This is a genomic window from Proteus sp. STS61-E (genome assembly GCF_040932335.1).
Taxonomy (GTDB): Bacteria; Pseudomonadota; Gammaproteobacteria; order Enterobacterales; family Enterobacteriaceae; genus Proteus; species Proteus mirabilis_B.
In genome coordinates, this window is the sequence record NZ_JBFQGE010000001.1 from 930,670 (window position 1) to 954,741 (window position 24,072).

General features: G+C 36.7%; 27 protein-coding genes. 19 read left to right on the plus strand and 8 right to left on the minus strand.

Annotated elements, in window-relative coordinates; translation table 11 throughout:
- The 8 genes from amrS (at position 1) to AB4J89_RS04365 (ending at position 10,081) form a co-directional block, all read left to right on the plus strand.
- On the plus strand, positions 1 to 1,419 hold the full coding sequence (gene amrS, locus AB4J89_RS04330) for an AmmeMemoRadiSam system radical SAM enzyme (protein WP_368468242.1): 1,419 nt from the start codon (positions 1 to 3) through the stop codon (positions 1,417 to 1,419).
- A gap of 4 nt (positions 1,420 to 1,423) precedes the next feature.
- Positions 1,424 to 2,662 (plus strand): hypothetical protein, encoded by a 1,239-nt coding sequence (locus AB4J89_RS04335; protein WP_368468244.1) that lies wholly within the window; start codon positions 1,424 to 1,426, stop codon positions 2,660 to 2,662.
- 101 nt (positions 2,663 to 2,763) lie between these two features.
- On the plus strand, positions 2,764 to 3,882 hold the full coding sequence (locus tag AB4J89_RS04340) for an AAA family ATPase (RefSeq protein ID WP_368468246.1): 1,119 nt from the start codon (positions 2,764 to 2,766) through the stop codon (positions 3,880 to 3,882).
- Entirely contained in the window at positions 3,879 to 4,307 is a 429-nt protein-coding gene (locus AB4J89_RS04345) for a hypothetical protein (RefSeq protein ID WP_088495641.1), read from the plus strand. The genes AB4J89_RS04340 and AB4J89_RS04345 overlap by 4 nt, the downstream gene beginning before the upstream one ends.
- 33 nt (positions 4,308 to 4,340) lie before the next feature.
- Positions 4,341 to 6,254: a hypothetical protein gene (locus tag AB4J89_RS04350; RefSeq protein ID WP_368468248.1), complete on the plus strand. Its 1,914-nt coding sequence runs from the start codon at positions 4,341 to 4,343 to the stop codon at positions 6,252 to 6,254.
- A complete protein-coding gene (locus AB4J89_RS04355; RefSeq protein ID WP_368468250.1) occupies positions 6,247 to 8,898 on the plus strand; it encodes a bpX6 domain-containing protein in 2,652 nt (883 codons plus the stop codon). Before AB4J89_RS04350 ends, AB4J89_RS04355 begins: the two co-directional genes overlap by 8 nt.
- A gap of 86 nt (positions 8,899 to 8,984) precedes the next feature.
- Positions 8,985 to 9,299 (plus strand): antibiotic biosynthesis monooxygenase, encoded by a 315-nt coding sequence (locus AB4J89_RS04360; RefSeq protein ID WP_368468252.1) that lies wholly within the window; start codon positions 8,985 to 8,987, stop codon positions 9,297 to 9,299.
- A gap of 77 nt (positions 9,300 to 9,376) precedes the next feature.
- On the plus strand, positions 9,377 to 10,081 hold the full coding sequence (locus tag AB4J89_RS04365) for an ArsR/SmtB family transcription factor (protein ID WP_368468254.1): 705 nt from the start codon (positions 9,377 to 9,379) through the stop codon (positions 10,079 to 10,081).
- A 67-nt stretch (positions 10,082 to 10,148) separates the two neighbouring features.
- On the opposite strand, the gene AB4J89_RS04370 is transcribed toward AB4J89_RS04365, so the two are convergent.
- The 3 genes from AB4J89_RS04370 to AB4J89_RS04380 form a co-directional block, all read right to left on the minus strand.
- Positions 10,149 to 10,694 (minus strand): hypothetical protein, encoded by a 546-nt coding sequence (locus tag AB4J89_RS04370; protein ID WP_193775165.1) that lies wholly within the window; start codon positions 10,692 to 10,694, stop codon positions 10,149 to 10,151.
- 455 nt (positions 10,695 to 11,149) lie between these two features.
- On the minus strand, positions 11,150 to 11,551 hold the full coding sequence (locus tag AB4J89_RS04375) for a hypothetical protein (protein WP_311754775.1): 402 nt from the start codon (positions 11,549 to 11,551) through the stop codon (positions 11,150 to 11,152).
- Positions 11,552 to 11,637: 86 nt separating this feature from the next.
- The gene (locus AB4J89_RS04380) at positions 11,638 to 12,123 is read right to left on the minus strand and encodes a hypothetical protein (protein ID WP_311754774.1); all 486 of its coding nucleotides are present in this window, start codon (positions 12,121 to 12,123) and stop codon (positions 11,638 to 11,640) included.
- A gap of 399 nt (positions 12,124 to 12,522) precedes the next feature.
- On the opposite strand from AB4J89_RS04380, the gene AB4J89_RS04385 reads away from it, so the two are divergent.
- From AB4J89_RS04385 to AB4J89_RS04400, 4 genes are all read left to right on the plus strand, one after another.
- The gene (locus AB4J89_RS04385) at positions 12,523 to 13,644 is read left to right on the plus strand and encodes a cupin domain-containing protein (protein WP_088495649.1); all 1,122 of its coding nucleotides are present in this window, start codon (positions 12,523 to 12,525) and stop codon (positions 13,642 to 13,644) included.
- A gap of 353 nt (positions 13,645 to 13,997) precedes the next feature.
- The gene (gene dhaT, locus AB4J89_RS04390; protein WP_088495650.1) at positions 13,998 to 15,161 is read left to right on the plus strand and encodes a 1,3-propanediol dehydrogenase; all 1,164 of its coding nucleotides are present in this window, start codon (positions 13,998 to 14,000) and stop codon (positions 15,159 to 15,161) included.
- Positions 15,162 to 15,336: 175 nt separating this feature from the next.
- Positions 15,337 to 15,759 carry a hypothetical protein gene (locus AB4J89_RS04395; protein WP_227719015.1) on the plus strand — a complete coding sequence of 141 codons (423 nt, stop codon included), beginning with the start codon at positions 15,337 to 15,339 and terminating at the stop codon, positions 15,757 to 15,759.
- A 113-nt stretch (positions 15,760 to 15,872) separates the two neighbouring features.
- Positions 15,873 to 16,310 carry a MarR family winged helix-turn-helix transcriptional regulator gene (locus AB4J89_RS04400; RefSeq protein ID WP_088495651.1) on the plus strand — a complete coding sequence of 146 codons (438 nt, stop codon included), beginning with the start codon at positions 15,873 to 15,875 and terminating at the stop codon, positions 16,308 to 16,310.
- Positions 16,311 to 16,409: 99 nt separating this feature from the next.
- Here AB4J89_RS04400 and AB4J89_RS04405 read toward each other — a convergent pair whose 3' ends face one another.
- On the minus strand, positions 16,410 to 16,664 hold the full coding sequence (locus AB4J89_RS04405) for a hypothetical protein (RefSeq protein WP_368468258.1): 255 nt from the start codon (positions 16,662 to 16,664) through the stop codon (positions 16,410 to 16,412).
- A 97-nt stretch (positions 16,665 to 16,761) separates the two neighbouring features.
- Positions 16,762 to 17,064 carry a hypothetical protein gene (locus tag AB4J89_RS04410; RefSeq protein ID WP_368468260.1) on the minus strand — a complete coding sequence of 101 codons (303 nt, stop codon included), beginning with the start codon at positions 17,062 to 17,064 and terminating at the stop codon, positions 16,762 to 16,764.
- A gap of 76 nt (positions 17,065 to 17,140) precedes the next feature.
- Here AB4J89_RS04410 and AB4J89_RS04415 point away from each other — a divergent pair, with 76 nt between their 5' ends.
- A complete protein-coding gene (locus AB4J89_RS04415; RefSeq protein WP_368468262.1) occupies positions 17,141 to 17,629 on the plus strand; it encodes an AAA family ATPase in 489 nt (162 codons plus the stop codon).
- A 152-nt stretch (positions 17,630 to 17,781) separates the two neighbouring features.
- Entirely contained in the window at positions 17,782 to 18,075 is a 294-nt protein-coding gene (locus AB4J89_RS04420) for a hypothetical protein (protein ID WP_088495655.1), read from the plus strand.
- A gap of 103 nt (positions 18,076 to 18,178) precedes the next feature.
- On the opposite strand, the gene tehA is transcribed toward AB4J89_RS04420, so the two are convergent.
- Positions 18,179 to 19,165: a dicarboxylate transporter/tellurite-resistance protein TehA gene (tehA, locus tag AB4J89_RS04425; RefSeq protein ID WP_088495656.1), complete on the minus strand. Its 987-nt coding sequence runs from the start codon at positions 19,163 to 19,165 to the stop codon at positions 18,179 to 18,181.
- 229 nt (positions 19,166 to 19,394) lie between these two features.
- Here tehA and osmB point away from each other — a divergent pair, with 229 nt between their 5' ends.
- The 5 genes from osmB to AB4J89_RS04450 all read left to right on the plus strand — a co-directional run bounded on the left by osmB (position 19,395) and on the right by AB4J89_RS04450 (position 21,643).
- Positions 19,395 to 19,616: an osmotically-inducible lipoprotein OsmB gene (gene osmB, locus AB4J89_RS04430; RefSeq protein WP_088495657.1), complete on the plus strand. Its 222-nt coding sequence runs from the start codon at positions 19,395 to 19,397 to the stop codon at positions 19,614 to 19,616.
- Positions 19,617 to 19,714: 98 nt separating this feature from the next.
- Complete coding sequence (locus AB4J89_RS04435) at positions 19,715 to 19,915, plus strand: hypothetical protein (protein ID WP_088495658.1); 201 nt, start codon at positions 19,715 to 19,717, stop codon at positions 19,913 to 19,915.
- A 231-nt stretch (positions 19,916 to 20,146) separates the two neighbouring features.
- Positions 20,147 to 20,896: a bifunctional NADP-dependent 3-hydroxy acid dehydrogenase/3-hydroxypropionate dehydrogenase YdfG gene (gene ydfG / locus AB4J89_RS04440; protein WP_088495659.1), complete on the plus strand. Its 750-nt coding sequence runs from the start codon at positions 20,147 to 20,149 to the stop codon at positions 20,894 to 20,896.
- 100 nt (positions 20,897 to 20,996) lie between these two features.
- Positions 20,997 to 21,353 carry a DUF1283 family protein gene (locus tag AB4J89_RS04445; RefSeq protein ID WP_088495660.1) on the plus strand — a complete coding sequence of 119 codons (357 nt, stop codon included), beginning with the start codon at positions 20,997 to 20,999 and terminating at the stop codon, positions 21,351 to 21,353.
- Positions 21,354 to 21,406: 53 nt separating this feature from the next.
- Positions 21,407 to 21,643, plus strand: coding sequence for a DUF1161 domain-containing protein (locus AB4J89_RS04450; protein WP_088495661.1), 237 nt, complete (start codon positions 21,407 to 21,409; stop codon positions 21,641 to 21,643).
- A 291-nt stretch (positions 21,644 to 21,934) separates the two neighbouring features.
- On the opposite strand, the gene bioD is transcribed toward AB4J89_RS04450, so the two are convergent.
- Positions 21,935 to 22,606, minus strand: coding sequence for a dethiobiotin synthase (gene bioD, locus AB4J89_RS04455; protein ID WP_088495662.1), 672 nt, complete (start codon positions 22,604 to 22,606; stop codon positions 21,935 to 21,937).
- Positions 22,607 to 22,801: 195 nt separating this feature from the next.
- Positions 22,802 to 24,022 carry an ROK family protein gene (locus AB4J89_RS04460; protein WP_368468266.1) on the minus strand — a complete coding sequence of 407 codons (1,221 nt, stop codon included), beginning with the start codon at positions 24,020 to 24,022 and terminating at the stop codon, positions 22,802 to 22,804.
- Between the last annotated feature and the right edge of the window lie 50 nt (positions 24,023 to 24,072).

Sequence of the window (24,072 nt, forward strand, 5' to 3'; positions counted from 1 at the left end):
ATGGCAAGAATGAAGCTATGGCAACAAACAGGGCATCCTGCACGCCTATGGCATCCTATTTCAAACGATCGCATTCAGTGTGAGCTTTGCCCGCGAGCATGTAAAATTAACTTAGGTCGTACAGGTACTTGTAAGTTAAGACGCAATGAAAATGGCAGTTTAGTGACGCTAAACTACGGTAAATCGGTGCCTATGACACAAGAATCGATAGAAACCGAAGCGGTTTACCATTATGCACCCGGTGAACGTATTTTATCGTTAGGTAATATTGGCTGTATGTTACGTTGTGATTTTTGCCAAAATTGGAGTACAAGCCAAGCTCGTTATGTGCAAGATAGTAACGTCGCTTATTACAGTCCTGAAGATGTGGTCAATTATGCGTTAAAACATAATATCCGTGTTTTATCGTGGACTTATAACGATCCGATTGTTTGGCATGAATTTGTTATGGATACGGCGAAACTCGCCCGTGAACATGGCTTAAAAAATCTCTATAAAAGTGCGTTTTATATCAGCGAAAAAGGGATTGATGAATTACTAGGTGTAATGGATATCTTTAGTATTTCATTAAAATCAATGCAAGATAGTTTTTATCGTAAACATACAGGAGGGCGATTACAGCCTGTTCTTGATGGTATTAAACAAGTTTATGATGCGCGTAAATCGACAAATAGCCCGCACCTTGAAGTCTCTAACTTATGTGTGACAGGACGTAATGACTCACTGGAAGAAGCGAAGAAAGTCACGGATTGGATGCTTAAGTATCTCGATGCAGATATTCCGTTGCACTATGTTCGTTTCCATCCTGATTACCAATATCGCCACGTTGAACGTACATCGATTCCTTTTCTTGAACAAGCTCGTCAGCAAGCCTTAAATGAAGGTATGCGCTATGTTTATGTGGGGAATGTGTTTGATACAGACAGCGCAAACTCTTATTGCCCAGAGTGTCACACCTTGTTAGTGAAACGCAGTGGGTTAATTGCACAATCTCACTTAGAAAATGGGCAGTGTCCTCGCTGTCATTTTCAGCCTTCCATTATTTTACCTTGGGCTGGATCTAACACCGACAAATTATCAGAACATATCCCTGATGATTTTATCTGTATTACACATCCTTTCCGTGGTCCTGTTCAGGCATGTCATATTGAACAAAAAAATGACTCGCCAATTTATTATCAATTTATCACTCGACAGGGAGAGCCTGTTGGTCCAATAAGCACCAATAGTTGTCATCGCTTTATGTTGTCGAAAAGTAGCCCTAAAGCAGAGGGTATTCGTCTTTATCATCACCAAAATGAACCTTGCCAGCTGTTTGAGGTTTACGATCGCGCTCATTTTCCTGTTACTGAAGCCGAAAAAACGCATCTTGGTAGCGAAAATGTGCCGATCACGCTTATTCCATTAAAAGGACGCTAAAAATATGCCACTTAATAGAGGATGGTCATTAATACGTGCTCAGCTTATTGCGGCTCAAATTCGTAAAGCGAAACTAGATGATAAAATACCGAATCTTCCTATTATTTATTTACCAGGAATTTTAGGAACTAAGCTTTTTGATAGACAAAAACAGGCCTTTATTTGGGGTGATCATCGTAGTGTTTTTACAAAAAGTGATTATGAATATGAACATCCCAACGCTCAGCATTCACCTCGCGTATTAGCCACCGAGCAATTGCACGCATTTTCGATTGTTCCTTATTTAGTGAGCACACTTGTCACTCAAGAGCTTAAAGATGTGCTTGAAACAGCATTAGGTTATCGCGAAGGGCAAGATCTGTTTTTCCTTGCCCATGACTGGCGAGCTGATCATCGATTGCTGGTGGATGCTATTGATAGAGAAGTTAATCGGCTGAAAACTATTTTTGGTGAGAACCAGCCTTTTATTTTTATTGCACAATCTGCATCTAATCTCGCAATACGCTATTGGTTACGCCATACCACGCCAGAAAATAGAGCATTAGTGGCTAAATGGTACGCTTTTGGTCCACCTTGGCACGGTACATTTCAAGCATTATCCATGATGGAAACGGGTTATTACGCAGGAAGCCGCTATCTTTATGGGTTTTCCTCTGATGATGTTTGTGGCTGTCCTTTTGTATACCAATTATTGCCACCTGATCCTGTGGTAATAGATAGCTACGGCAGAGCGTTAAGTGATTTTGATATCTATGATGAAGCATGTTGGGAGCACTATCGCTTAGGCCCTTATAAAACCTCAATCAGTTCAGCACAGAATCTGCGAGTAAGGGAGGCATTAGCACAGAACCTACAATGCGCTAAACGCTTTACTGATGCGGTTTCAGGAATTAACGCAGATGAACAAACTGTGCCACAAGTATGGTATTTGAGTGATAACAATATCACGTTAAAAGCCGCCATTTATGGTAGAGATCGCTGGTATTTACAAGCCAAAGATATTAAACGTGAGTTTCCGCAATTAGCGGCTCAAACATTAACAGTCGGTGACGACCACCTTCCTTTAGAGGGGTTATTACAATATTGGCGTGCGCCTATTGTACGTGATCGCTATCAACATCCTTGGGGCGAAAGCTTTGCCTTTATTAGCCAAGCATCAACACATCGCGCATTAATAAATCATTCACCTAATTTAAGAAGTTTGGCATTTGATATTGCAACAGAAAGAAGAAAAGAGCGTTAATAAAATTAATACTTTCCATTAATTGAGGAGTTGAGTCAGAAAATAAAAACTTACATAATGCAGGTATCTCGCCGTTAAACTCTTAATTTGTGCGTAAACATATGACATCAAATATAAATGGAATTATCGATAATATTCGCAAAGCAATACAACACTCAACACAAGGTATGATTGGACGCGAGCAGCTTGCTGAACTGGTTGTTTTAGCCGCAGTTGCTCATGAACATTTGCTTGTTATCGGCCCTCCAGGTACAGCGAAAAGTGCCGTTGTCCGCAGAATTTCTCAAACATTGGGCGGGCGTTATTTTGAATACCTTTTGGGGCGTTTTACCGAACCTTCAGAGTTATTTGGTGCCGTTGATCTCAAAAAACTAAAAGAAGGTAAAGTCGAAACCGATATCACAGGAATGTTACCTGAAGCGGATATTGTTTTTCTTGATGAGGTTTTTCTGGGTTCGACTGCAATTTTAAATACCTTATTGGGTATTTTAAATGAGCGTCGATTTAAACGTGGTCATACCGATATTATTAGCCCATTAAAAGTGTGTATTGGTGCTGCTAATAGCTTGCCTGATGATCCTAACCTTGCTGCATTCTCTGATCGCTTTCTTATTCATCTTTTTATTGATCCTGTACCCGATCACCAATTAGAAGCTATGCTCGAAGGCGGATGGGCTTCAAGCCTGACTCAACTTTCAGCTCAGCTCGATATTGCTCAATTGGATGAATTACACCTTGCGGTTAAAAATGTCGATTTAACACAAGTTAGACCGTTACTTGCTAATGCCGTGCGCTCATTAAGAAATGCAGGGATCACGCTTTCAGATAGACGTATTGTTCGTGTTCAGCGTCTTATTGCTGCTGCGACTGTTCTTAATAATCGAGAGATTGCGACAGAGCAAGATCTCTGGCCTTTACTGTATGTACTGCCTACTGAAGATACTCAGCAACAAGGACGCGAAATCTTACGACAAGAACTCTCACTTTCAATGAATTCTCGACTATTCAGTTCCGTAGAAGAGGCGACATTACAACCTCAATCTCGTATGAATCGCTTAATTGAAAGAGCAACAGATGTTCTAAATGCAGAGCCTGTATCTAAAGCGGATATTGAACTGACGTTACGAGAAATAGATGCTAACTTCTCGACAGAGATGTTAAGTGAAGAGCTTGCTATATTACGCACACAGTTAGCGATACAGTTTAGTCACTTATTATGAGCCTAACATTCCCACTGACTTGGCAACCTAATGCAACGCCCCCTAAACCACAAGGGGTATTTGCAACAGGTATAACGGCTAAACAGCTTATTGAGCGCATTATTCATTTGCCTGATGTTCAGCAACAACGGTTAAAGGTGATCACTAGTCAACATCGGCTTATTGTGTTAGGGAAAAAGGCTGATTTACCTTGGGCTGAAAATATAACGCTGATTGCACCATCTACTCAAACAGCAAAATTATGGCTCCCTATACATCAACAGCTTTTATTACCTAATGGGCTGGTGGAGCAAGCCTTAGTGCAGCATTTTAAGCGCCAACCACTATTACTTTTACCATCACCTCAAACGGTGATCCCTTTAGATAATCAGTGGACGTTAACACCAAGGCTACGGGATACACTCACCCAATTGTGTTTTGAGTGAAATATAATGTGATACAAGGATCGGTTTATCATCATGTCATTACCCACAACACAATCCACCTCGTTACCCGAAGCGCTACAACCTTGGCAAACTTGGCTTAGCTGGTTAGATCCCGAATTAATTCCTGCCTTTTCTGATCTATTACAACGTCTGAGTCGTGTATTAGGTCCTGTACAGGGAAAACAACTCGGTGGTTTACCTGAACAAGATGGTATAGGGCAAATACAGCGTAAAGGAAATTATCAAAACCTGTTACTTAGTGAATGGTTAATGGCTGATGAAGTACCTGATGAATTTATGAGGCGTGCCATTAATGCAGAACATCTCTTTTTGGCACCAAACTATAAATCTCAACAATCTTTAAATCAGATCACTGTGCTTTTTGATACCGGTATTTCGCAACTGGGTGAATGTCGCTTAGTGCATATTGCAATGCTTATTATATTGGCGCAACGGGCAGAAAAAGCGGGTTGCACATTAATGTGGGGAACGTTGCAATCAATCATTCCATTAATGCCGTTAAACACCATAAATGATCTACGCGAATTATTGACACGACGAACTTATTCGCCTGTTTTAAAAGAAAATATCGCGCATTGGCAAAACGTTATTGCAGAAGATCTTGATGTGCAAAACGGTGAGATTTGGTTAGTTACAGGCGCTCATCAACAACCTATATTGAAACAACTTATATTGAAACAGATTGCATCAAGCCATCATATCGAATTAACGGCAGATGATTGTTTCAATAAAACGATTGATGTCAAAATTCGCACGCCTCATTTTCAACGCCATATCGTCTTGCCAACACCGCCTAGAGCACTAAGTTCACAAATATTAAAAGGGCAATTAAGACCGTCGTCAGCGCAAAATACGCATCAACATGAACACAAAATATCACTGATGTTTTCACCCGTTATCTCATTTCATGGTAGCGCGGTGGGGGTCACTTTATTAGGTAAACCTGGGTTAGTGGTTATTAAAATTCCACCGCTCAATAGATCGAATCAAGACAGCCTGCTTAAAAAGCCGTTTGTATACCAAATATATCCTGATGGTTATGCTATTTTAGCGTTACAGTGTCACGGAAAAAAGGTAGGCGCATTACTTTCCAATAACAATGGCCTCTACTTTTGGCAATTACCCAAACTCTCTTATATACCTCGACCTTCTGATGAAGAGTTTTCAGCAGGTATTGGACGGGGTAATACTCTTGCCAGTGCTTATTTATCGAATAAGGAATATTCCAGCTTATTTGTTCATGATAGAGCAAGACGGCTAGTCGCTTTCTCATCCAATGTTTATGCTGAAGAAAAAAACGGCTTTAAAATCGTTGAAGAGAAAGTCCTTGGCATAGAGAAAATAGCAGACAACTTACTTGTGTATATTTATCTCAATGACAGTAGTGAATTGGTCCAAATGGTCACGGGTGCAAACTTTTCTCAAAAGAAATACCAACATCGACTCTATTTTACTCAATTTATTTCCTATCAAAGAGCTGTATTATTTGCCTATCACCATAAATATACCAATGGCTCTAAATCAATCTCTTGTGCCATTTCATTAGGCGCAAATAGACAAAATTGGCATGTTTATAATATGGAAATTGATGAGGTTTATGGCTATCAAATAGATTTACCTCAAGGATGGCAAGGAATAGGGCTTTTTTATCCAACACTCGATGGCTCTATAGAAAAAGATTTAACCACCTTAAATATTTTGATGATCAGCCCTAACAAACGAAACATTGCCAGTTATTCAAAAGGCGAGATAGAAATCTTATATCGTGCAGATAATCCGTTTACGCGTTACTCATTTAGCCCATCTAAAGGCCTATTTGCTGCATTAACGGATCACGCTCAAGTCGTTGTTTATGATGTATACCAAAAACAATTACGCCTAAATCTGTATACCATTGAACAAGAAGGTGACACCCAAAATGCATAACGATTATATTCGTCATCCAATGTTATTGGGATATCGTCAAATTGAAGGTTTATGGCTACCGAATGACTGGTTTAACGAGACTCAACGGCTGACTTATTTAATAAAATATTGGCAAGCTAATTGTCGTATTTATCGATTCGAACAAGGGGATGTTCTCTGTTTTACTGAAAATAAAACGGTGAATTGCTCATCTATTGAGGGATGGCCTTTAATTCGTTACGGTCGCCTTTATAGCACAGCACCTCTAGATAATGATGAGATAAAAAAACTGCCTTATGCAGATTTTGCTTTAGTTCGTAGTGGTGTTGTAACAACGCTTCTATTTTCACAAGCTGAACCTCTATCACTTGCTGATTATCTTGATATTAAAGAAATTCATTTTGAAGAAACTGATAACTACGCCAGTCTATATGAGATAAAACCTCAAGCATTGTCAGAAGAGAAAAATATTAGAACAATTATTGGTGACAATATTCCACCGGCGGCAGATCAACAAAAGCAATTTATAAAAACTGTATTTGAAAACGCTTCGTCGTCATCTCAAACACAAGCACCTCATGCAAAAGCGTCATTATCACTGACTCAGAAAATCATTAATAAATTTCTGACGCCCCAAAATCGTGAAACTATACACTCTTCATCTAAAACGATATCTCAATTATCACCGTGGCAGCATTGGCTAAATAAGCTTTCAATTAAAAGCGGATTAGCCTCTATGATGAGTAAGCAACAAGCGGATTATATTAATAAAATGATGAAAATGTTTGAAGATGGTAATGTCGATCAAGCGTTGCGTCATGGTATTCCGCTTAGTCAATATCAAGAAAACCAAGAAACAACGCCTTCACCTTATTTAGGGAGATTAAAAGGGCGAAATAAACTGGAAATATCAGCCGATCAACAAGGGCATAAAAGTCTTTATCTTGGGGATGAACTGCAAAATTATTTAAAACAACTTTATCGCCAACAATTTATAAAGCTAGATAAAGCTGGTTGTAATGAAGAAGCACTGTTTGTTCTCGCTGAATTGTTACAAGAAAAAGAAGAAGCACTGAGTTATTTAGAAAGCTTTCAACGCTATCAACACGCAGCAGAACTGGCACGTATGTGGGGAATGCGACCTGATCGTATTATTCGTTTATATTGCTTAGCGGGCGATATTGATTCTGCTGTTATTTATGCTCGCCTACACAATGCTTTTTCCTACGTCGTATTACAGTTACAAGAAAAACATCCTGATATTGCAGATAAAATGCGTGAAGAGTGGGCTGAATATCTGGTTGACTGTGAAGATTATTTACAAGCTATCGATATTATCTGGCAATTAAACAATGAAATAAGTCGTAATAAAGCCAAACATTGGTTAGAAATTGCCTATCAAGCTGGTGGAGAATTAAGCCTACGTAGTCTTGTAAAATCAATATTTTTATTACCTGACACTTTTCATTTATATCAAGATGATATTAAAAAAGTATGTAACGATCCACTTGCAACTATTCAACGCGCCATTTTAGTAAGAGAGCTATTAGCACTACCTAAGCAGACTAAATTCACAGAACAACTAATTAATCAACTTATTCGACCCATTATTGTTGATCAATATAGTGCGAATTCTGTGCTAGAAAAAAAAGAAATTAGCCAACTTATTCATAAAAGTACCAATAAACTATTAAAAACAGATATGCCTTATAGTGATATTCCAGAGGCTAAGCGTTATGCCTTAGATGCACAAAATCACTTTATTTCGGCAGCTATTCCAGAACAAGGGCTTTACGCTATTTATGATGTGGTTGCCTTAAATGATCACCGATATCTTATCGCGCTGGGTGAATCTGGGGTGTTATTAACCGATAAAGCCGGGAAAAAACTTTGGCATAATTTAACGCCAACTTATCATATTGTTATCGCAGAAAATCACCAAAGCGCTTTATTATTAGCACCAAGAGGCGATTATTTCCAAATTAATTCATTAGCAATTACAACGCAGTCCATTCAAGAACTTGGTACATTGAAATGCACTGTTTTTACTCGTATTTTTGATGGTATTTTTTGGACTATTGCCATTAATAATACGGTACAGGTTGTTGATACTAAAAGTGACTTTAAAATTGTTTGGAATGTAGATGCCTTGAATGGCGATGTTATCGAGATCCTTCGCCACAATGACGATGAACATTGGCTAATTAATAGTGAACCGAAAGAGCGCTGGTCATATGTTTTACCTGAACGTCGGTTAACTCAACGAGAAAGCCTACCTCATCATTTAAATGAGGAATTAAAATATGATCTTATGTCTAACTCATACTATGGCGTAAAGCATGATAAGTGCGTGTTAACCTCCGCTAACGCTCACTATACGCAACGCTTACAACTACCTAATACTCAATCTATTGAAGAACAACATTCACTTCATTTAATAAAAAGAACAGCCACGTTAATTTATTGGCAAGAAGATGAGCTAACGGTGTTTCGTTTATATAACAATCAAAATCACTGCACCTTTGAACTTAAATGGCCAACAAACTTAGCGCCTCAATACCGAAGTGAATTTAATCAATGGTATTTTTTCGATAAAACAGGGCGTTTAGTGCATTTTGATTGGAATAATGGGCGAATAAATACACTAAGTTTGCTTTTAAAATAGATAATTGCGCTCATTTCAATGATTATCGAAGTGTTTTACCTTTTTTATTAATACACTCACTATCACCCAATTAAAGGAGAGCACTAATGATTGCCGTGATATTTGAAGTCAAAATTAAATCAGGAAAACAGGATCGTTATTTATCTTTAGCAGCTGATTTAAAGCCATTACTAACAGATGTTGAGGGATTTATTTCAATAGAGCGGTTTCAAAGTTTATCAACCGAAGGAAAATTATTATCACTTTCTTGGTGGGAAAATGAAGAAGCTGTTTTGCAATGGAAGAAAAATATTTTACATAAAAGTGCGCAACAAGAAGGTCGAGAGTCTATTTTCGATTTTTACAAAATTAGCATTGCTTCTTTGGCGCGTGAATATTCATTTGATGCAGAAAGTCTGTAATTAAATAAGCTCGATAACTTGCTACAATAACGTTATTTCCCCATTAATGACATGCTATCAAAGGGCTTAATTTTTAAATGGCTAAATCAGAGATGAAATCGGAATATCAACATACTGTAGAGTCAGCAATAGCTGCTGTGGGTGCAGCAATATCTGATATTTCCAGAGTCAAAATACTCTGTGCATTAATGGATGGAAGGGCGTGGACAGCCACTGAGCTGGGTATTGTGGCTGATATTTCTGCCTCTACCGCAAGTAGCCATTTATCAAAGCTACTCAGTAGTCGCCTTATTTCTGTCATATCCCAAGGTAAATACCGTTATTTCCGATTAGCTAACGATGAAATTGCCAACGTGATTGAAAATTTAATGAGCTTTTCAACCGACCATATTTCGCAAGCTAAAATCACAACACCCAAAAACTTAAGGAAGGCACGAACTTGTTATAATCATTTAGCAGGTGAGGTTGCTGTTGATATTTACCATTCACTTTGTCAGCAAAAATGGATAACTGAGGACGGTCGTGCGATTACAGCGCTAGGTCTTGAGCGATTTAAAAATATGGGAATTGAATTTCAAGCAAAGCATCCTCGTAATATTTGCTGCCCATGTTTAGATTGGAGTGAACGTCGTTTTCATTTAGGCGGACAAATTGGTGCTGTTTTTCTTAATTACGCAGAAACGCAAGCGTGGTTAACACGACATCAAGGATATAGAGAAGTGACTATCAGCGAGAAAGGTTATAAAGCGTTGGCTCAATACTTTAATATAGAAAAGAGATAAAACGTATTTGAAAAATAAAATAAAAACCGGCTTTCATAAATAACAAAAGCCGGTAATTCACATCAGGTTATTTTAAGATTTTAACCTTACCATCTAACACTTGACCTTTATTAATAACTTTTCCGTTTTCATCATATTGAGTTATGACACCAATAAGTGCGCCATTCTCTATATGTCCCTGCAAATTAACATTATTTTTAGGTGTATTATGATAATATCTGAAGGCACCATACGGTAAGCCATTACGCATAGCTATTTCACTGTATATATTACCATTAGTCTGATAACTTTTCACCACACCGTTAACTTCACAATTCTTCAGTGGTATGATCATTTGTAGCTTACCATTTTCATAATAAGCATTAACGTAACGATCATAACAGCCTTTAGTTACCCATGACTTATATTTAATTTGTCCCCCAGGATAATAACGTAAATATTCACCATCTTTTGTTCCTGGTGGTATAGCTGGCACTCGCAGTTTTGTTGTATTTTCCATCAATTTAATATTACTCAGTGTCATTTCTGGATTGCTGCCTAGGCTAAAAAGGAAGGCAGAACAACCAGAGAGCAAGAGTACTGAACTCAATATTAAAGAAAGTACAATTCTCATATTCATCCTCGCATAGTATAAATAAAAATACTTAATTTCCGTTTACAAATATTTATTTTCACATTAAATATAATGTTAGCGTAAAGCAGGGTAATTAGAGCGAATATAGGAAAGAACTGACACTGGCGTGATTTTTGCAGTTTTTAGAGCATTTATAATAGAATTAAACGAATCCGACTAGTAAGGTGATAACACGATCACACTTAAATAAATATTCTTTATTTCGGCATTTATAATACATACTTGAAACTTATTCTTTTAATGATAGCTCATTATCGAGAGTTAATGAGTATTAATAGGGCTGCTACATACTAGGAAAAGGCTCCGTATTATCAAGTTGTTGGTTATATACTTCATTTAACATAATATACATTATGCGAACCTTGGTATCTAAATACGGATAGGCACTGAAATCTCTGTTTTAGGCTGGTTGATTATGTTGATACATTCTTAACTTAAGGCTTATTCGCCAATGCTTTTTCTAGGTCTTGAATATAGGTTTTTTGTCTTTTCTTCAGATACCACTTTACTAAAGGTTTTAAGAATATCTTTTTGGATATCACGACTTCTGTAAAGTCGATTTCAGTAATTCCATTATCAGAAGTAAAAACACCCATCCAATGGCCTTTGATGTTTTCATTTTCCATATCAAACTCCCATCGTTGATATGGTACTTTAGCTGTTACCGTAAAGATGGTCGAATAACCATCTTTGGTGTGTTCAATAAATTTATGATCATTTATCACTTCAATACTGCGTAAATCACTTCGCCATTGATAATTTTCTGTCGATGTAATCACTCGCCATAATGTTTCAATATCACACTGAAAAGTCGCTTTTATATTTAGCGTTGCCATAAATTACCTCCGAGCCACCTTTTCTTCTTGTCTGGTATCCGTACTTACTCTTTATGTTCAGAAATTAAAAATACTTTACTTTAATATTAACAACCAAAAAACTCAGAGTTTGATGCGAATTTTTCAAATAATTTCGCTACTTGATCTGGATATTTATCTTCTAGTTGTTGCCAAAGTAATTTCGGTAATGGCATAAAAACAAGTGTATCGCTACCGTTAGATTCAACACAAAAACGGATCTCATAATCAGGCTGTAAAATCTCATTTAGCGCTAATAATGTGGTATCACGATCAGCACCATCGCCTTGATAAGGTACAATCAGCGATTTATCTTTATAATAAATCGTTAAAGTAAATCCTTGTTTATTATCACAATCATCTAATTCTACAGATAAGCTTTTTGTATTTATTATTTGCTCACAATAGCTAATGATGTCTTCATCCATCTCTCTCCAATCAACGACCATAATAATGTCGTAACGATCCGAAAATGTGTCATAGAAGTTATTATCGGATGGATCTTTAATGTAACTTTCGATTAGTTCTATTTTTTCTTCTAAGTATAAAGACATATTATGGCTAGCGCTCCGTAGAAATATCGATTAAATATGGCAAGAGTTAATAAGAAATAAACTAGACTCTATTAACTTTATAATAAATAAGAAAAAGAAGAAAATCACAAAATTAAAAATAACGAGCCTTGTTTTAATACTTTTAAATCAATTGGTTATATCTTCTTATTTTTATAAGCGTTTTCTCTAAGTATTGAAGCTAGATAAGCATTAAAATCTCTGTGAGAGAAGTAAAATCCCCTCCCCAATCTCCCTTTATATTGCCATTTTCCATATCAAACTCCCATCGTAGATATTATTCCTATCCATGTTATTGACTGGCATTTGACGCCAAACAAAAATATTGCCGTGTATTACTTCTATAATTACCCACTTATTTATTTACACAGATGTGGTCACATGGTTAACAAATTGAATCTTAACTGGCCTGAATTTTTAGAAAAATACTGGCAAAAAAAACCTGTTGTATTGAAAAATGCATTTCCTAATTTTGTCGATCCTATCACACCAGATGAACTGGCTGGTTTGGCGATGGAGCCGGAAATCGACAGCCGTCTTGTCAGCTTAACTGACAACAAATGGCAGGCAAGTCATGGTCCGTTTGAAGACTATAGCGGATTAGGCGAAGAAGGATGGTCACTACTGGTACAGGCTGTCAACCATTGGCATATGCCGTCAGCTGAGTTAGTGAAACCGTTCCGTGTATTACCTGAATGGCGCCTTGATGATCTGATGATCTCCTATTCAGTACCCGGAGGCGGTGTTGGGCCACATATTGATAACTATGATGTTTTTATCATTCAAGGAATGGGACGTCGTCGCTGGCGTGTCGGTGATGCCCTGCCAATGCGCCAGTTCTGCCCGCACCCAGCATTACTGCATGTTGATCCATTTGAGCCAATTATTGATGTGGAAATGGCGCCGGGAGATATTCTGTATATTCCGCCGGGATTCCCACACGATGGCTTCACCTTCGAAGATACCATGAACTATTCTGTCGGCTTTCGCGGACCTAATGGCCGTGATTTGCTGAGTAGTTTTGCAGACTACGCACTGGAGCAAGATCTGGGCGGGATAAATTATAGCGATCCTAACCTGACTGTACGCGACAATGCAGGAAGAATGGAAGCTCATGAAGTTGAACGCCTGCGTGCCATGATGATTGAAATGATCAACAAGCCCGATGATTTTGAACAATGGTTAGGTCGTTTTGCAACTACGCCACGTCATGAGTTGGATATCGCTCCCGCTGAACCGCCATATCAGCCAGAAGAAGTATTGAATGCACTGAATGATGGTGAAAAATTGATCCGATTGAGCGGACTGCGAGTCCTACGCATTGAAGATAATTTCTTTGTGAATACAGAGGCTTGGACTACCAAAGAAACGAAGGGAGCAAATGCACTGTGCCAATTTACGGAAGTTGGAGCAGATGAACTTGGTGAAGCTCTGATGAACTCAGCCTTTGTTGCAGAATTAACAGAATTTATCAATCAAGGATATTGGTACTTCGACGAATAAATCGTAGCTACCTGACATTACATGGTAAAACACCTGCTTGCGGGTGTTTTATTTTATCGTTTCCCCCTCCTTTTACTTTCTACCTCGAATCACTTTGTAATAGCTTAAAATTCCCAATATTGCGTCCTATATTCCTTTTTTTGCTAATATATCGAAGATCTCCAATAAAGATTGGCTCAACCTTTCGCCCTTTAAAGAAAGCATATCCCATTGACTTATATCAAATGAACCAAAGTTAAATGAATCGATTCACCTTATTGATTGGTTACTACCTTGACTTAATAACCAATGGGGTGAGAATGCTCTAATACTTTAATTTATCTGAATAATAATCTGATATTGGAAGGTTTATCATGAGCTATCGTATGTTTGATTACTTGGTACCGAATGTTAACTTTTTTGGTCCAGGTGCTATCTCTGTTGTTGGCGAACGTTGCAAATTATTGGGTGGTAAAAAAGCCCTGCTGGTAACGGATAAAGGTCTACGAGCAATAAAAGATGGCGCTGTAGATAAAACTATTGGTTATCTAAAAGAAGCGGGTATTGATGTTGTCGTATTTGACGGTACTGAACCTAATCCAAAAGACACGAATGTGCTTGAAGGTCTTGCAATGTTCCGCAAAGAACAGTGCGACATGATAATTACAGTAGGTGGCGGTAGCCCACATGACTGTGGTAAAGGTATCGGTATTGCAGCAACTCATGAAGGCGATCTTTATAATTATGCAGGTATTGAAACACTAACAAATCCACTTCCACCAATTATTGCAGTGAATACAACTGCGGGTACAGCCAGTGAAGTCACTCGCCACTGTGTTCTGACCAATACCAAAACTAAAGTTAAATTTGTTATTGTAAGCTGGCGTAACCTCCCTTCTGTTTCTATTAACGACCCACTGTTAATGATTGGCAAACCAGCAGGACTGACTGCTGCAACCGGTATGGATGCATTAACTCACGCAGTTGAAGCTTATATTTCTAAAGATGCTAACCCCGTCACTGATGCTTCAGCTATTCAAGCAATCCGTTTAATTTCTCGTAACTTGCGTCAAGCCGTAGCTTTGGGGACAAATCTGAAAGCCCGTGAAAATATGGCTTATGCTTCACTTTTAGCAGGAATGGCATTTAATAACGCTAACCTTGGTTACGTTCATGCAATGGCTCACCAATTAGGTGGTTTATATGATATGCCTCATGGCGTAGCTAATGCGGTGCTATTACCACATGTACTGCGTTATAACCTGATTGCTAATCCAGAAAAATTTGCAGATATTGCTGAATTTATGGGTGAAAATATCACAGGATTATCAGTGATGGATGCAGCAGAGCGCGCTATTGCTGCTATCGCTCGCCTATCTGCGGATATTGGTATTCCGCAACATTTGGGTGAATTAGGTGTGAAAGAGTCTGATTTCCCATATATGGCAGAAATGGCGCTTAAAGACGGTAATGCATTCTCTAATCCTCGTAAAGGTAATGAAAAAGAGATCATTGAAATTTTCCGTCAAGCATTCTAATTTTCTGAAAAATACCCGTCAGCTATGTTTTCTGTTGGCGGGTTTTTTAATGATGTTTTATCTGTTTCTACTAGCCTATATATTTAACTCATTAATATATAAAAATATATGTACATTATGTTTATAATAAGAGATAAATTAACGACTGTTTTATTTTCTTTTACAGGGAAATTCAATGAGTAGAAGTGGTAAAAATTATACCAAAGAAAAAATAACACGCCATAACATATTGATAAAAAGAAAAAATCACCCTATTCGTCTTTTTGTTAAAAGTTGGGATTTTTTAGGAAAGCTACTACTTAGCCTCTTTATTTTTATCCCTTTAATTTATGTATTAAGTGATCATGGAGATAAATTTATTTTAATTATTGTTTACGCTTGCCTTTGTGCTCCGTTATTTCCATTTGCTAAAAGATGCAGTGATAATATATTGCTCCACTATTTTTCAAAATATACCTTTAATGAATATATTAATAGTCCAGGAGCTAGAGGTGGGATAATATTTTACATTATCCTAATTATTCCATTTATTATTCCACTGGCAATAGGCTATTTTATTTATCAGATCAAAAAATATAATTCAAAACATCACATCTAATTATAGCAACTCATACATTTACTAAAATTATGACAACCATAACCATGGAAAAATAACGCCATCCTTTTATAATTGCAATTGCAAATAATTCCCTTAATTGGAAAAACAATAAGATGAACAACAAACAACCTGATCTCTGGTTTTCTTTTGTTAAAGCTCATAAGCTTATTATTAGAAAGATTGAGGCAAAATTAGCTGAAGCCAAATTACCTGTTTATGCATGGTATGACATTCTTTGGGGTTTAGAAAGCGGCGTCAATGGAACTCGACGTATGCATGAGCTTGCAGATGTTGTCGTTATTGAGCGTTATAATTTAACGCGAATGATCGATAGATTGGAAAAGGAACAACTCGTGATACGCACTCGTTCTGATGATGATCGCCGTGCAGCATTTGCAACCATCACAGAAAAAGGTAAAGCATTAAGAAAAGAGATGTGGATCATCTATCAAGGCGTCATTAAAGACTACTTTATTAGCCAATTTAGCGAAGATGAAATCACACGTTTCACGCAAGCTCTCAATGCGGCTTCCGATAAAGTTAGAGAATAAAAAAATGACTCAGCCTTATCAAAATTAAGAATATTTAATGCATTTTCGAGGATAGAAGCGGGAATTTTTTGAAAATCTACCAGTAATTTTTTTCAGTTTTCAGGGATATATTTTCCAATCTAAGGAACAAAAACCTTCGACAAAATCGAGTAAGTCTAAAATAGTGTCTTCATCCTCAATAGCTCGTAATTGGTTTAAACAATCTCGCATTATATCTTGAGTCATTCCATTGTATTTATAGGATAAAAGTAATTCCCTTAATACTGGTAAACCTCGCTTTAAAGCAATGCCCTTTTGTATGTCATCAACGAAAGCTTGCTGTTGCTGGTGGTATTGCTGTTTTATTTTATCCATATTTAACCAAAACTTATTTTTTCACCCTTTTATTTTTTAAGCCATTAATAATAAACAATAAATTAGATTTATTCTGACTCTGCTGGCTTTTTAAATTTCAAAATGCTTTCCATTGATCTTGGTATTCTAATGGCACGAATTCTTTGTTAAAAACTCTCTCGTGATAAATAACACGTCCATCAACTCGTAGTTGAGGTACTGTTGCAACACCAGTATCAAAAGTGGCATGGCTCCAATCTTCTTTGATTAAACCACGCCGCCATAAGCGGTAATATCGATTTGCTTGTGACTCTAATTCATTTTCTTTTAAAAGAACCGATAGTGGTGCAAATAGTTGTTGTGAAAGATGATATTTTTCCATCAGCCAACGTTTATTTCTTTTAATTAACTTTCTTTTCATCGTTATTAGCTCTATTTCCTTTTATACTATTCTTATCTTAAAGCAACTTATTGAAAAAGAAATGAAGATTTGTATTATGGGCCCTTCTGGAGCAGGAAAAACGACATTATCTAAGCAACTTGCAACTACGTTGTCTTTACCTGTATATCCGTTTGATGCCATTTATTGGGATATGACTGGGGATGAATTCCATAAAAATAGTGAGGATTTTATAACATCTCAGGTTAATGCTATTAAAGAAACAGATAAATGGATCGTTGAAGGTGCTTATGACAAACGTTTATTACCCTTTCTTAATGACTGTACGGTTATTTTTAGGATAGATATTCCTTATTGGAAACGTGTTAATTACTTAATAAAACGCCTATTTATAAATAGAATTAAACGTCAATTACCTAAAGAAACATTAGTGAATACGTGGGAACTTCTTCGCTTTTCAAAGCAATATGATAAACGTTTAGATGCTTTTTTTAATAACCATCGTGAATTATCTTCAAAAGTGATTGTTATTAACGATATTTCTTTATGTGTGGATATATGTAATAAGAAATTTAAAAATAAATAGATAATTAATAATATCGCATTCTTTAAATATTAATGTCGTCATTTACCTATATGTGTATTTATCTATTTTAATTTATCGCTATAATTTAAAAGCTTATCTTTATAAAAAAACCATAACTCATTGTGTGCTTAATTTGACAAGGAAAACAAATAATGAAAAATAATATGATGTCTTTTACTTCGGCGTTATGTTGGCTAAGTTTTTGGTTTGGTGCAGTTCTTGTTGGTGGATCATGGTTATATGCAAAATTACAAGAAAAGGTATTTTTAACCGGATTAGATAAAGGTTTTTTAGAATTAACATCACCAGATCCCACTGTGGCATTGATGTTATCTATTGGTGTTATGATGATTGCACTTGGTTTGATTTATGTTCCTTTATATTACTCAGCCATGTTTATTGGTAATACGGTGGCTATTTTAAGCAGAAAGCCAATTAGAATTTAATTCTCACCTATTGCAGTATTTTGATATTTTATTAAATTATCTTTCGACTTAAAGTAAAGAGAGCCTAAATAATTTTGTTTAGGCTCTCTTTTTTCTATGTTCATTAGAGTGCTTTAGATGGGCAACATAATTGTTTTAGTCCTTTAAAAACCCATAATAATGAATGCCAAATCAGTAATAAGATAATTAAATTAGCGAAGATAAATAGTGCTGTTGAGAGTAACTGCATAAAATGACTATTAGATGTCATACTCATATTTAATGAGGCTTTTGCTAACGCAGATACACCAAAAGAGAAACTCCAAAAAGGTAATGAAAACGGCTGTTTAACAAACCAAGGAATTAATCTCACCATAAATAGAAGTTGTAAAAGCCCATAGCCTAATAACATTTTAGCGAAGAAATCGATGTGATTGTCATTGATTGCCAAATAAGCACTACAAGCAACTAAAGCGGGTGCTAATTGAATACCAAATGATAGCCGTGATTTCTCATCCATTAATCCCTCACTACGTATTCTTTTTAAAATAGCGGGTTCTAGACTTAACCAAGAAAATACGCCAGCGCCAAAAAATAAAACCCCCAGATCATTAAAACCCAATGCACCACATGCCATGGTACAAATAAAGTTGTTCGCAACTGTGGGTAAATATAAGACCGGTGTCGTCGCCATTTTTGGATATTCGCCCTTCCATTGATAACCAATCAACCAACTGGAATACCCAAGTTGAGCAATTGCTCCAATACTAAACAGTATCAGAGAAAATAACGGTAAATATGGGCTTAGCCCTATCGAGACTAAGACTGTCGTTGCCGGAAATAAACTAGTAAATCCACTGGCAACCGGATGTTTAATTTCATCAAGAATGGCTTGTCGATGAAATAGCCATTTACTCAGTAAAAATAGCGTAAGTGTTAACCAAACCAAGCAACCTACACCAATAAATATTTCACCGATATAAGGCGGATAGTTATGCTCTTTTGCTGCATAGCGCCATGCCATTCCCGTACCAATCATCCCTAATACAACACCAAAATAACCCGATGCAAATTGTGAAGAGAGTGTTTTTAGTTTATTTATCAATATCATATTGTTACGTTAACTCATATAAATGACATAATACATTGATGCTTTTCTTCTGAGCATCAAATAATAATATAGATAATAAAATTTATTTTGATTAAATGCATTTAAAATGTATGTTATGAGCAATCACTCATTTTAAGAGTTTTCTCCCCGTTGTTCCCGAATATTCCGATCCTAGTATAAATTCGATAGGTTTATTTTTACATTGTCCTTTATATTGGAGTTTATAAAAATGAATATCACGTTAAAAAAGATTGGAACAATGTGTGTCGCTTCTGTTCTGCTTTTTTCACTTGCCGGCTGTTCTAGCATGACAAAACGCGACCGTAATACAGCAATTGGAGCCGGTGCAGGTGCTATCGGTGGCGCTATTTTAACTGATGGTAGCGCATTAGGCACCATTGGTGGCGGTGTCTTAGGTGGCGTTATTGGTCATCAAGTTGGTAAAAAATAACCGCTCTTTTCTTATTCTGCTAGACTGAGTTTATATTTTTTTTGACTCAGTCTAGCAACGAGTCGCAATAAGATAATCTGCATTTATTTTGGTGTGACATGAACAAATCGTTTCTCTCTCAATTAAAAAAAACCATCGTGGTTTTATATAAGTCATTTAGCGATTTAATTCATATCGTTGTGACCTTTATTTTGTGTTACTTCTGTTTTCTTTTATCACCCACACTGGCGATTGCTGTAATTGGTAGCATCATTGTTATTATCACTATGTTCTTACTGAGTTTATTTGTTTTACCGTGATACTAAGCTTGATTTTTACCTTCCTTGTTTTTAATAGAAAACAACGAAATAACTACCTCTTGTTCTATCAGTTAAAAACAAAAATACAGGTTACGATTAAAGATAAAAATCTTTCATATAGGAAAAGCATCTGTTTTTTAGCCTGATTTATCACAAAGCCAATTTTTAAACTTGACTCTTTTTAGTGATAGCCTTTTACTTTCAATTATTATAACTATCGAGGGTAATTAAATGATTATTTTTATCACGGGTGCTTCCGCTGGCTTTGGTGAAGCCATTGCTCGTCATTTTATCAGCCATGGACACAAAGTTATTGGTACAGCTCGTCGTTTGGATAAACTTAATAACTTACATAAAGAGCTGGGTGAACAATTTTATCCGTTACAGTTAGATGTTACAGATAAAAAAGCAGTCAGTGAGATTTACACTCAACTACCTGAAAAATGGCGTGAAATTGATGTGTTAGTCAATAATGCAGGCTTAGCCTTAGGTTTAAATACCGCCGATAAAGCTAACCTTGATGACTGGGATACGATGATCGAGACAAATAATAAAGGTCTGGTTCATGTTACCCGCGCTATTCTTCCTTTTATGGTTGAAAGAAATAAAGGTCATGTTATTAATATCAGTTCAACAGCCGCCTCTTGGCCTTATATGGGCGGTAATGTTTATGGTGCCACTAAAGCGTTTGTTAAACAATTTAGTTTAGGATTACGTGCTGATCTCCAAGGTAAAAAAGTCCGTGTAACCGATATTGAACCGGGTCTTGTTGGGGGTACAGAGTTCTCATTAGTTCGTTTTAAAGGTGATAGTGATAAAGTTGAACAAACCTATGCCAATGCAAATGCATTAACGCCTGAAGATGTAGCAGAAGCGGTATATTGGACAGCAACCTTACCTGCTCATGTGAATATCAATACATTAGAAATGATGCCGGTGAGTCAGTCATTTGCAGGATTAAGTGTTCATCGTCAAAACTAAACACACTGAAAACGCATTTTTTATTAAGGTATCAGCTATAATTATTAAGATATAATAGTCATTGAGAGCAATAGCTACATAACTTTAGAGGATAGCAACCATGATAAACACACTAACTAAGAAACAAGTCATCAGAACCATGGTGTTCTCCTTATTTCTTGGTTTATCAGTGTCTTCTTTTTCTTCTGTTGCCGCTTCAACTAATGTAACCATTAATGGCGATGGCTATGACAATGTCTTAGATAAAGAACAAGCTCGACAAATGAAAGAAGACTGGGATCAAAAGCGCGAGCTTCGTACCCAAGTTAATCAGCGAGAAAAAATTGAATTTAATAAAGTAGATAAAGCCATTGATGAGCGAGATGCTTGTCTGAAAAGTGCGAATGTCTACGCATATTGGGAGCCTGAAACGCGTCGTTGTTTAGACAGTAATACTGGCCGCCCTGTTAATCCGTAAGAAAGTCGTGTAAAACAGTGATGTTTTACTCCATAAAACAAGGAGAGAATGATATGAAAAAATATGTATTTGCAGTAATGGCCACTCTGGTTGCGTTTGCACCTTTAGCCGCGAATGCGGGATGTGATGAAGTCGTTGAATCTATTCAACAAAAAATCGTTAATAATGGTGTGCCAGCCGCTAACTTTACTTTAACTGTGGTTGAAAACGACCAAGTTGCACAAGCAGATGGTAAAGTTGTCGGAACTTGCGAAAATGACAGTAAGAAAATCATCTATACTCGTCATTAATCTGTAGTTGATAAAATCTAGTGATTAAAAAAGGGCGCAATATTAGCGCCCTTTTTCTTTGCCACTGTTTATCAATGACTATTCTTCTGATTTATCTGCATTTTATCTGGTTTGTTCTATCTTATTTAGCTTCAATTTTGTGTGTTATTTTTATCATTAGTTATACTTGACGCGAAATCAGAAAAAACAGAAACACCCAATGAGTTTACTCATCAGGCGTTTAAAAGTAACAAGTTTGGTATCGTTTAAAAACAGATAGCAATCCACTTCGTTACTTATTTATATTCTCTCTTAAGCAGGTACAGCGATTTCCAACTGACTTAAATCGAGGTAACAAGAGAGATCACGTTCTTCAGGACGTAATAAATACGGGATTTCACCAATCAGCGGTGCAGGAATATGCTGAGACAGCCTTTCCACAATTTTCGCGTAATAAGGTAATCCTGGATTTATTCTGTTCGCAACCCAACCTACTAGTTTTACACCATCGTTGATAATAGATTGTGCTGTTAATATTGAGTGATTAACACAGCCTGGTTGAATACCGACAACCAAAACAACTGGAATTTGTTCTTTTACCACCCAATCAGAATAAAAGGTATTATCATCGAGCAGATAACGCCAACCGCCATTACCCTCAATAACAACACACTCTGCTTTTTTACTTAAATTATCTAGCTCATTTGAAATCTTATTAAAATCAATTTCATTTTCGCTAACATAACAATTATCAAGCAAAATAGGATTAATTTCGTCGTAGCGAACTTCAACTGGCGATGAATTATGAATAATCATAGCGTCACGATTACGCTCACCATCAGCCGTTTCATGTAATTCTGTTGCAATAGGCTTATAACCCACTGCCGTTGACCCGCCACGATTTAATGACTGAAGAAGTGCTCGGGTTACAACAGTTTTACCCACGTTGGTATCTGTCCCCGTAACAAAAAAGCGTGTTAACATATAATTTACTTCCGTTATGACAGATAAATCAGGTTCATAAAAAATGACAGAGATTAGAGTTTAGGGTAACACTGTTTCTGGTGGCTTGAGATAGCTCAATTTTTTAGTTAATTGGTCGAAAATAGAGAATTCGTTAATGATCAATTGACAGATTTACGCTTGAAAAACACTTTTGTTACGATTTTTTCACTTAATCTAGCCTTGCATCAACTCAATTAACAAAGAGCCATTGTAGAGAGCTTCTTTTACAAGCGAAGCCGCAGGCAATGTTCCTTTGTTTCTTAACTCTGTTTCTTCAATAATTAAAGACTGCGCATAACGTGGCATAACGTGATGTTGAACTTGGTTCAAGATCAAAGGAAAAAGAATAGATTTGGCTCGACAAAGCGGTGAGCCAATTAATATTTTTTGTGGATTAAAGATATTAATCATGACAGCCAAAATAAAACCTAATCGCTGAGCAACTAAATTAACAATTTCAAGCGCTGCTTTATCACCAACTAATATTGCATCACACAATGTTTCAACAGTAATAGGATATTTGTTCAGCAACGAAGTGGGATCTTCTTGAGCTAATAATTGGGCTTTCTTAATTAATTGAGGAATAGCAATTTCTGTTTCTAAACACCCTTTCGCCCCGCAATAACAACTATTTTGAGAGTCGATAACTTTAGTATGTCCAATTTCAACAGCGCTATGACTGTTAGAGTGTAATGTTTTTCCATTACTTATCACGCCAGCACCAACAATATCATCGATAACAATTTGCAGAACGTCTGAATTGCTTTTTGCTGCACCATATAAAGATTCTGCCATTGTCCATGCTGTTACGCTATGTTGTAGAAATACAGAAACACCTGCTTTTTCATGGATTTTATCGGCAAGTGGAATGTCTTTAATATCATAATAAGGTGAGCTGTAAATAACGCCACTAATGGGATCAACAATGGCATTCATTGTAATGCTAATTGCCGTTAATCTTTCAACATGAGATTGATAACGCTCGAAAAATTTATCAATTGCAACTAAAAAGTGATTAAGAAAATCATCACTGTATTCTTTGGGGAAATCGAACGTATCTTCAGTAACCAGTTTGCTATCTAATTCTCTTAAACTAAAAAGCAAGCTACCTTTATTGACGCGGATACAGAGAAATTGCCAGCCTTGGCTTTCTAATTTTAATCCGACCGCAGGTCTGCCACGAAATCCCACATCTGGGAACTCTGTTTCATGAATAAGGTGTGCTTCAACTAATTCTCGGGTGATCTTAGTAATACTTGCTGGCGCAAGCTCTGCCTTTTTTGACAGTGAAATACGAGAAATGGGACCATGTTCATCAATCAAGCGAAAGACTGTGCCAAGATTAAATTGTTTTACGTGATCGATGTGGCTAGGTTGGTTCCCCATTGAATGCATCCTTAATTAAGGAGCCATAATTAATTCGAGGCTCCAAATAATTCATTACC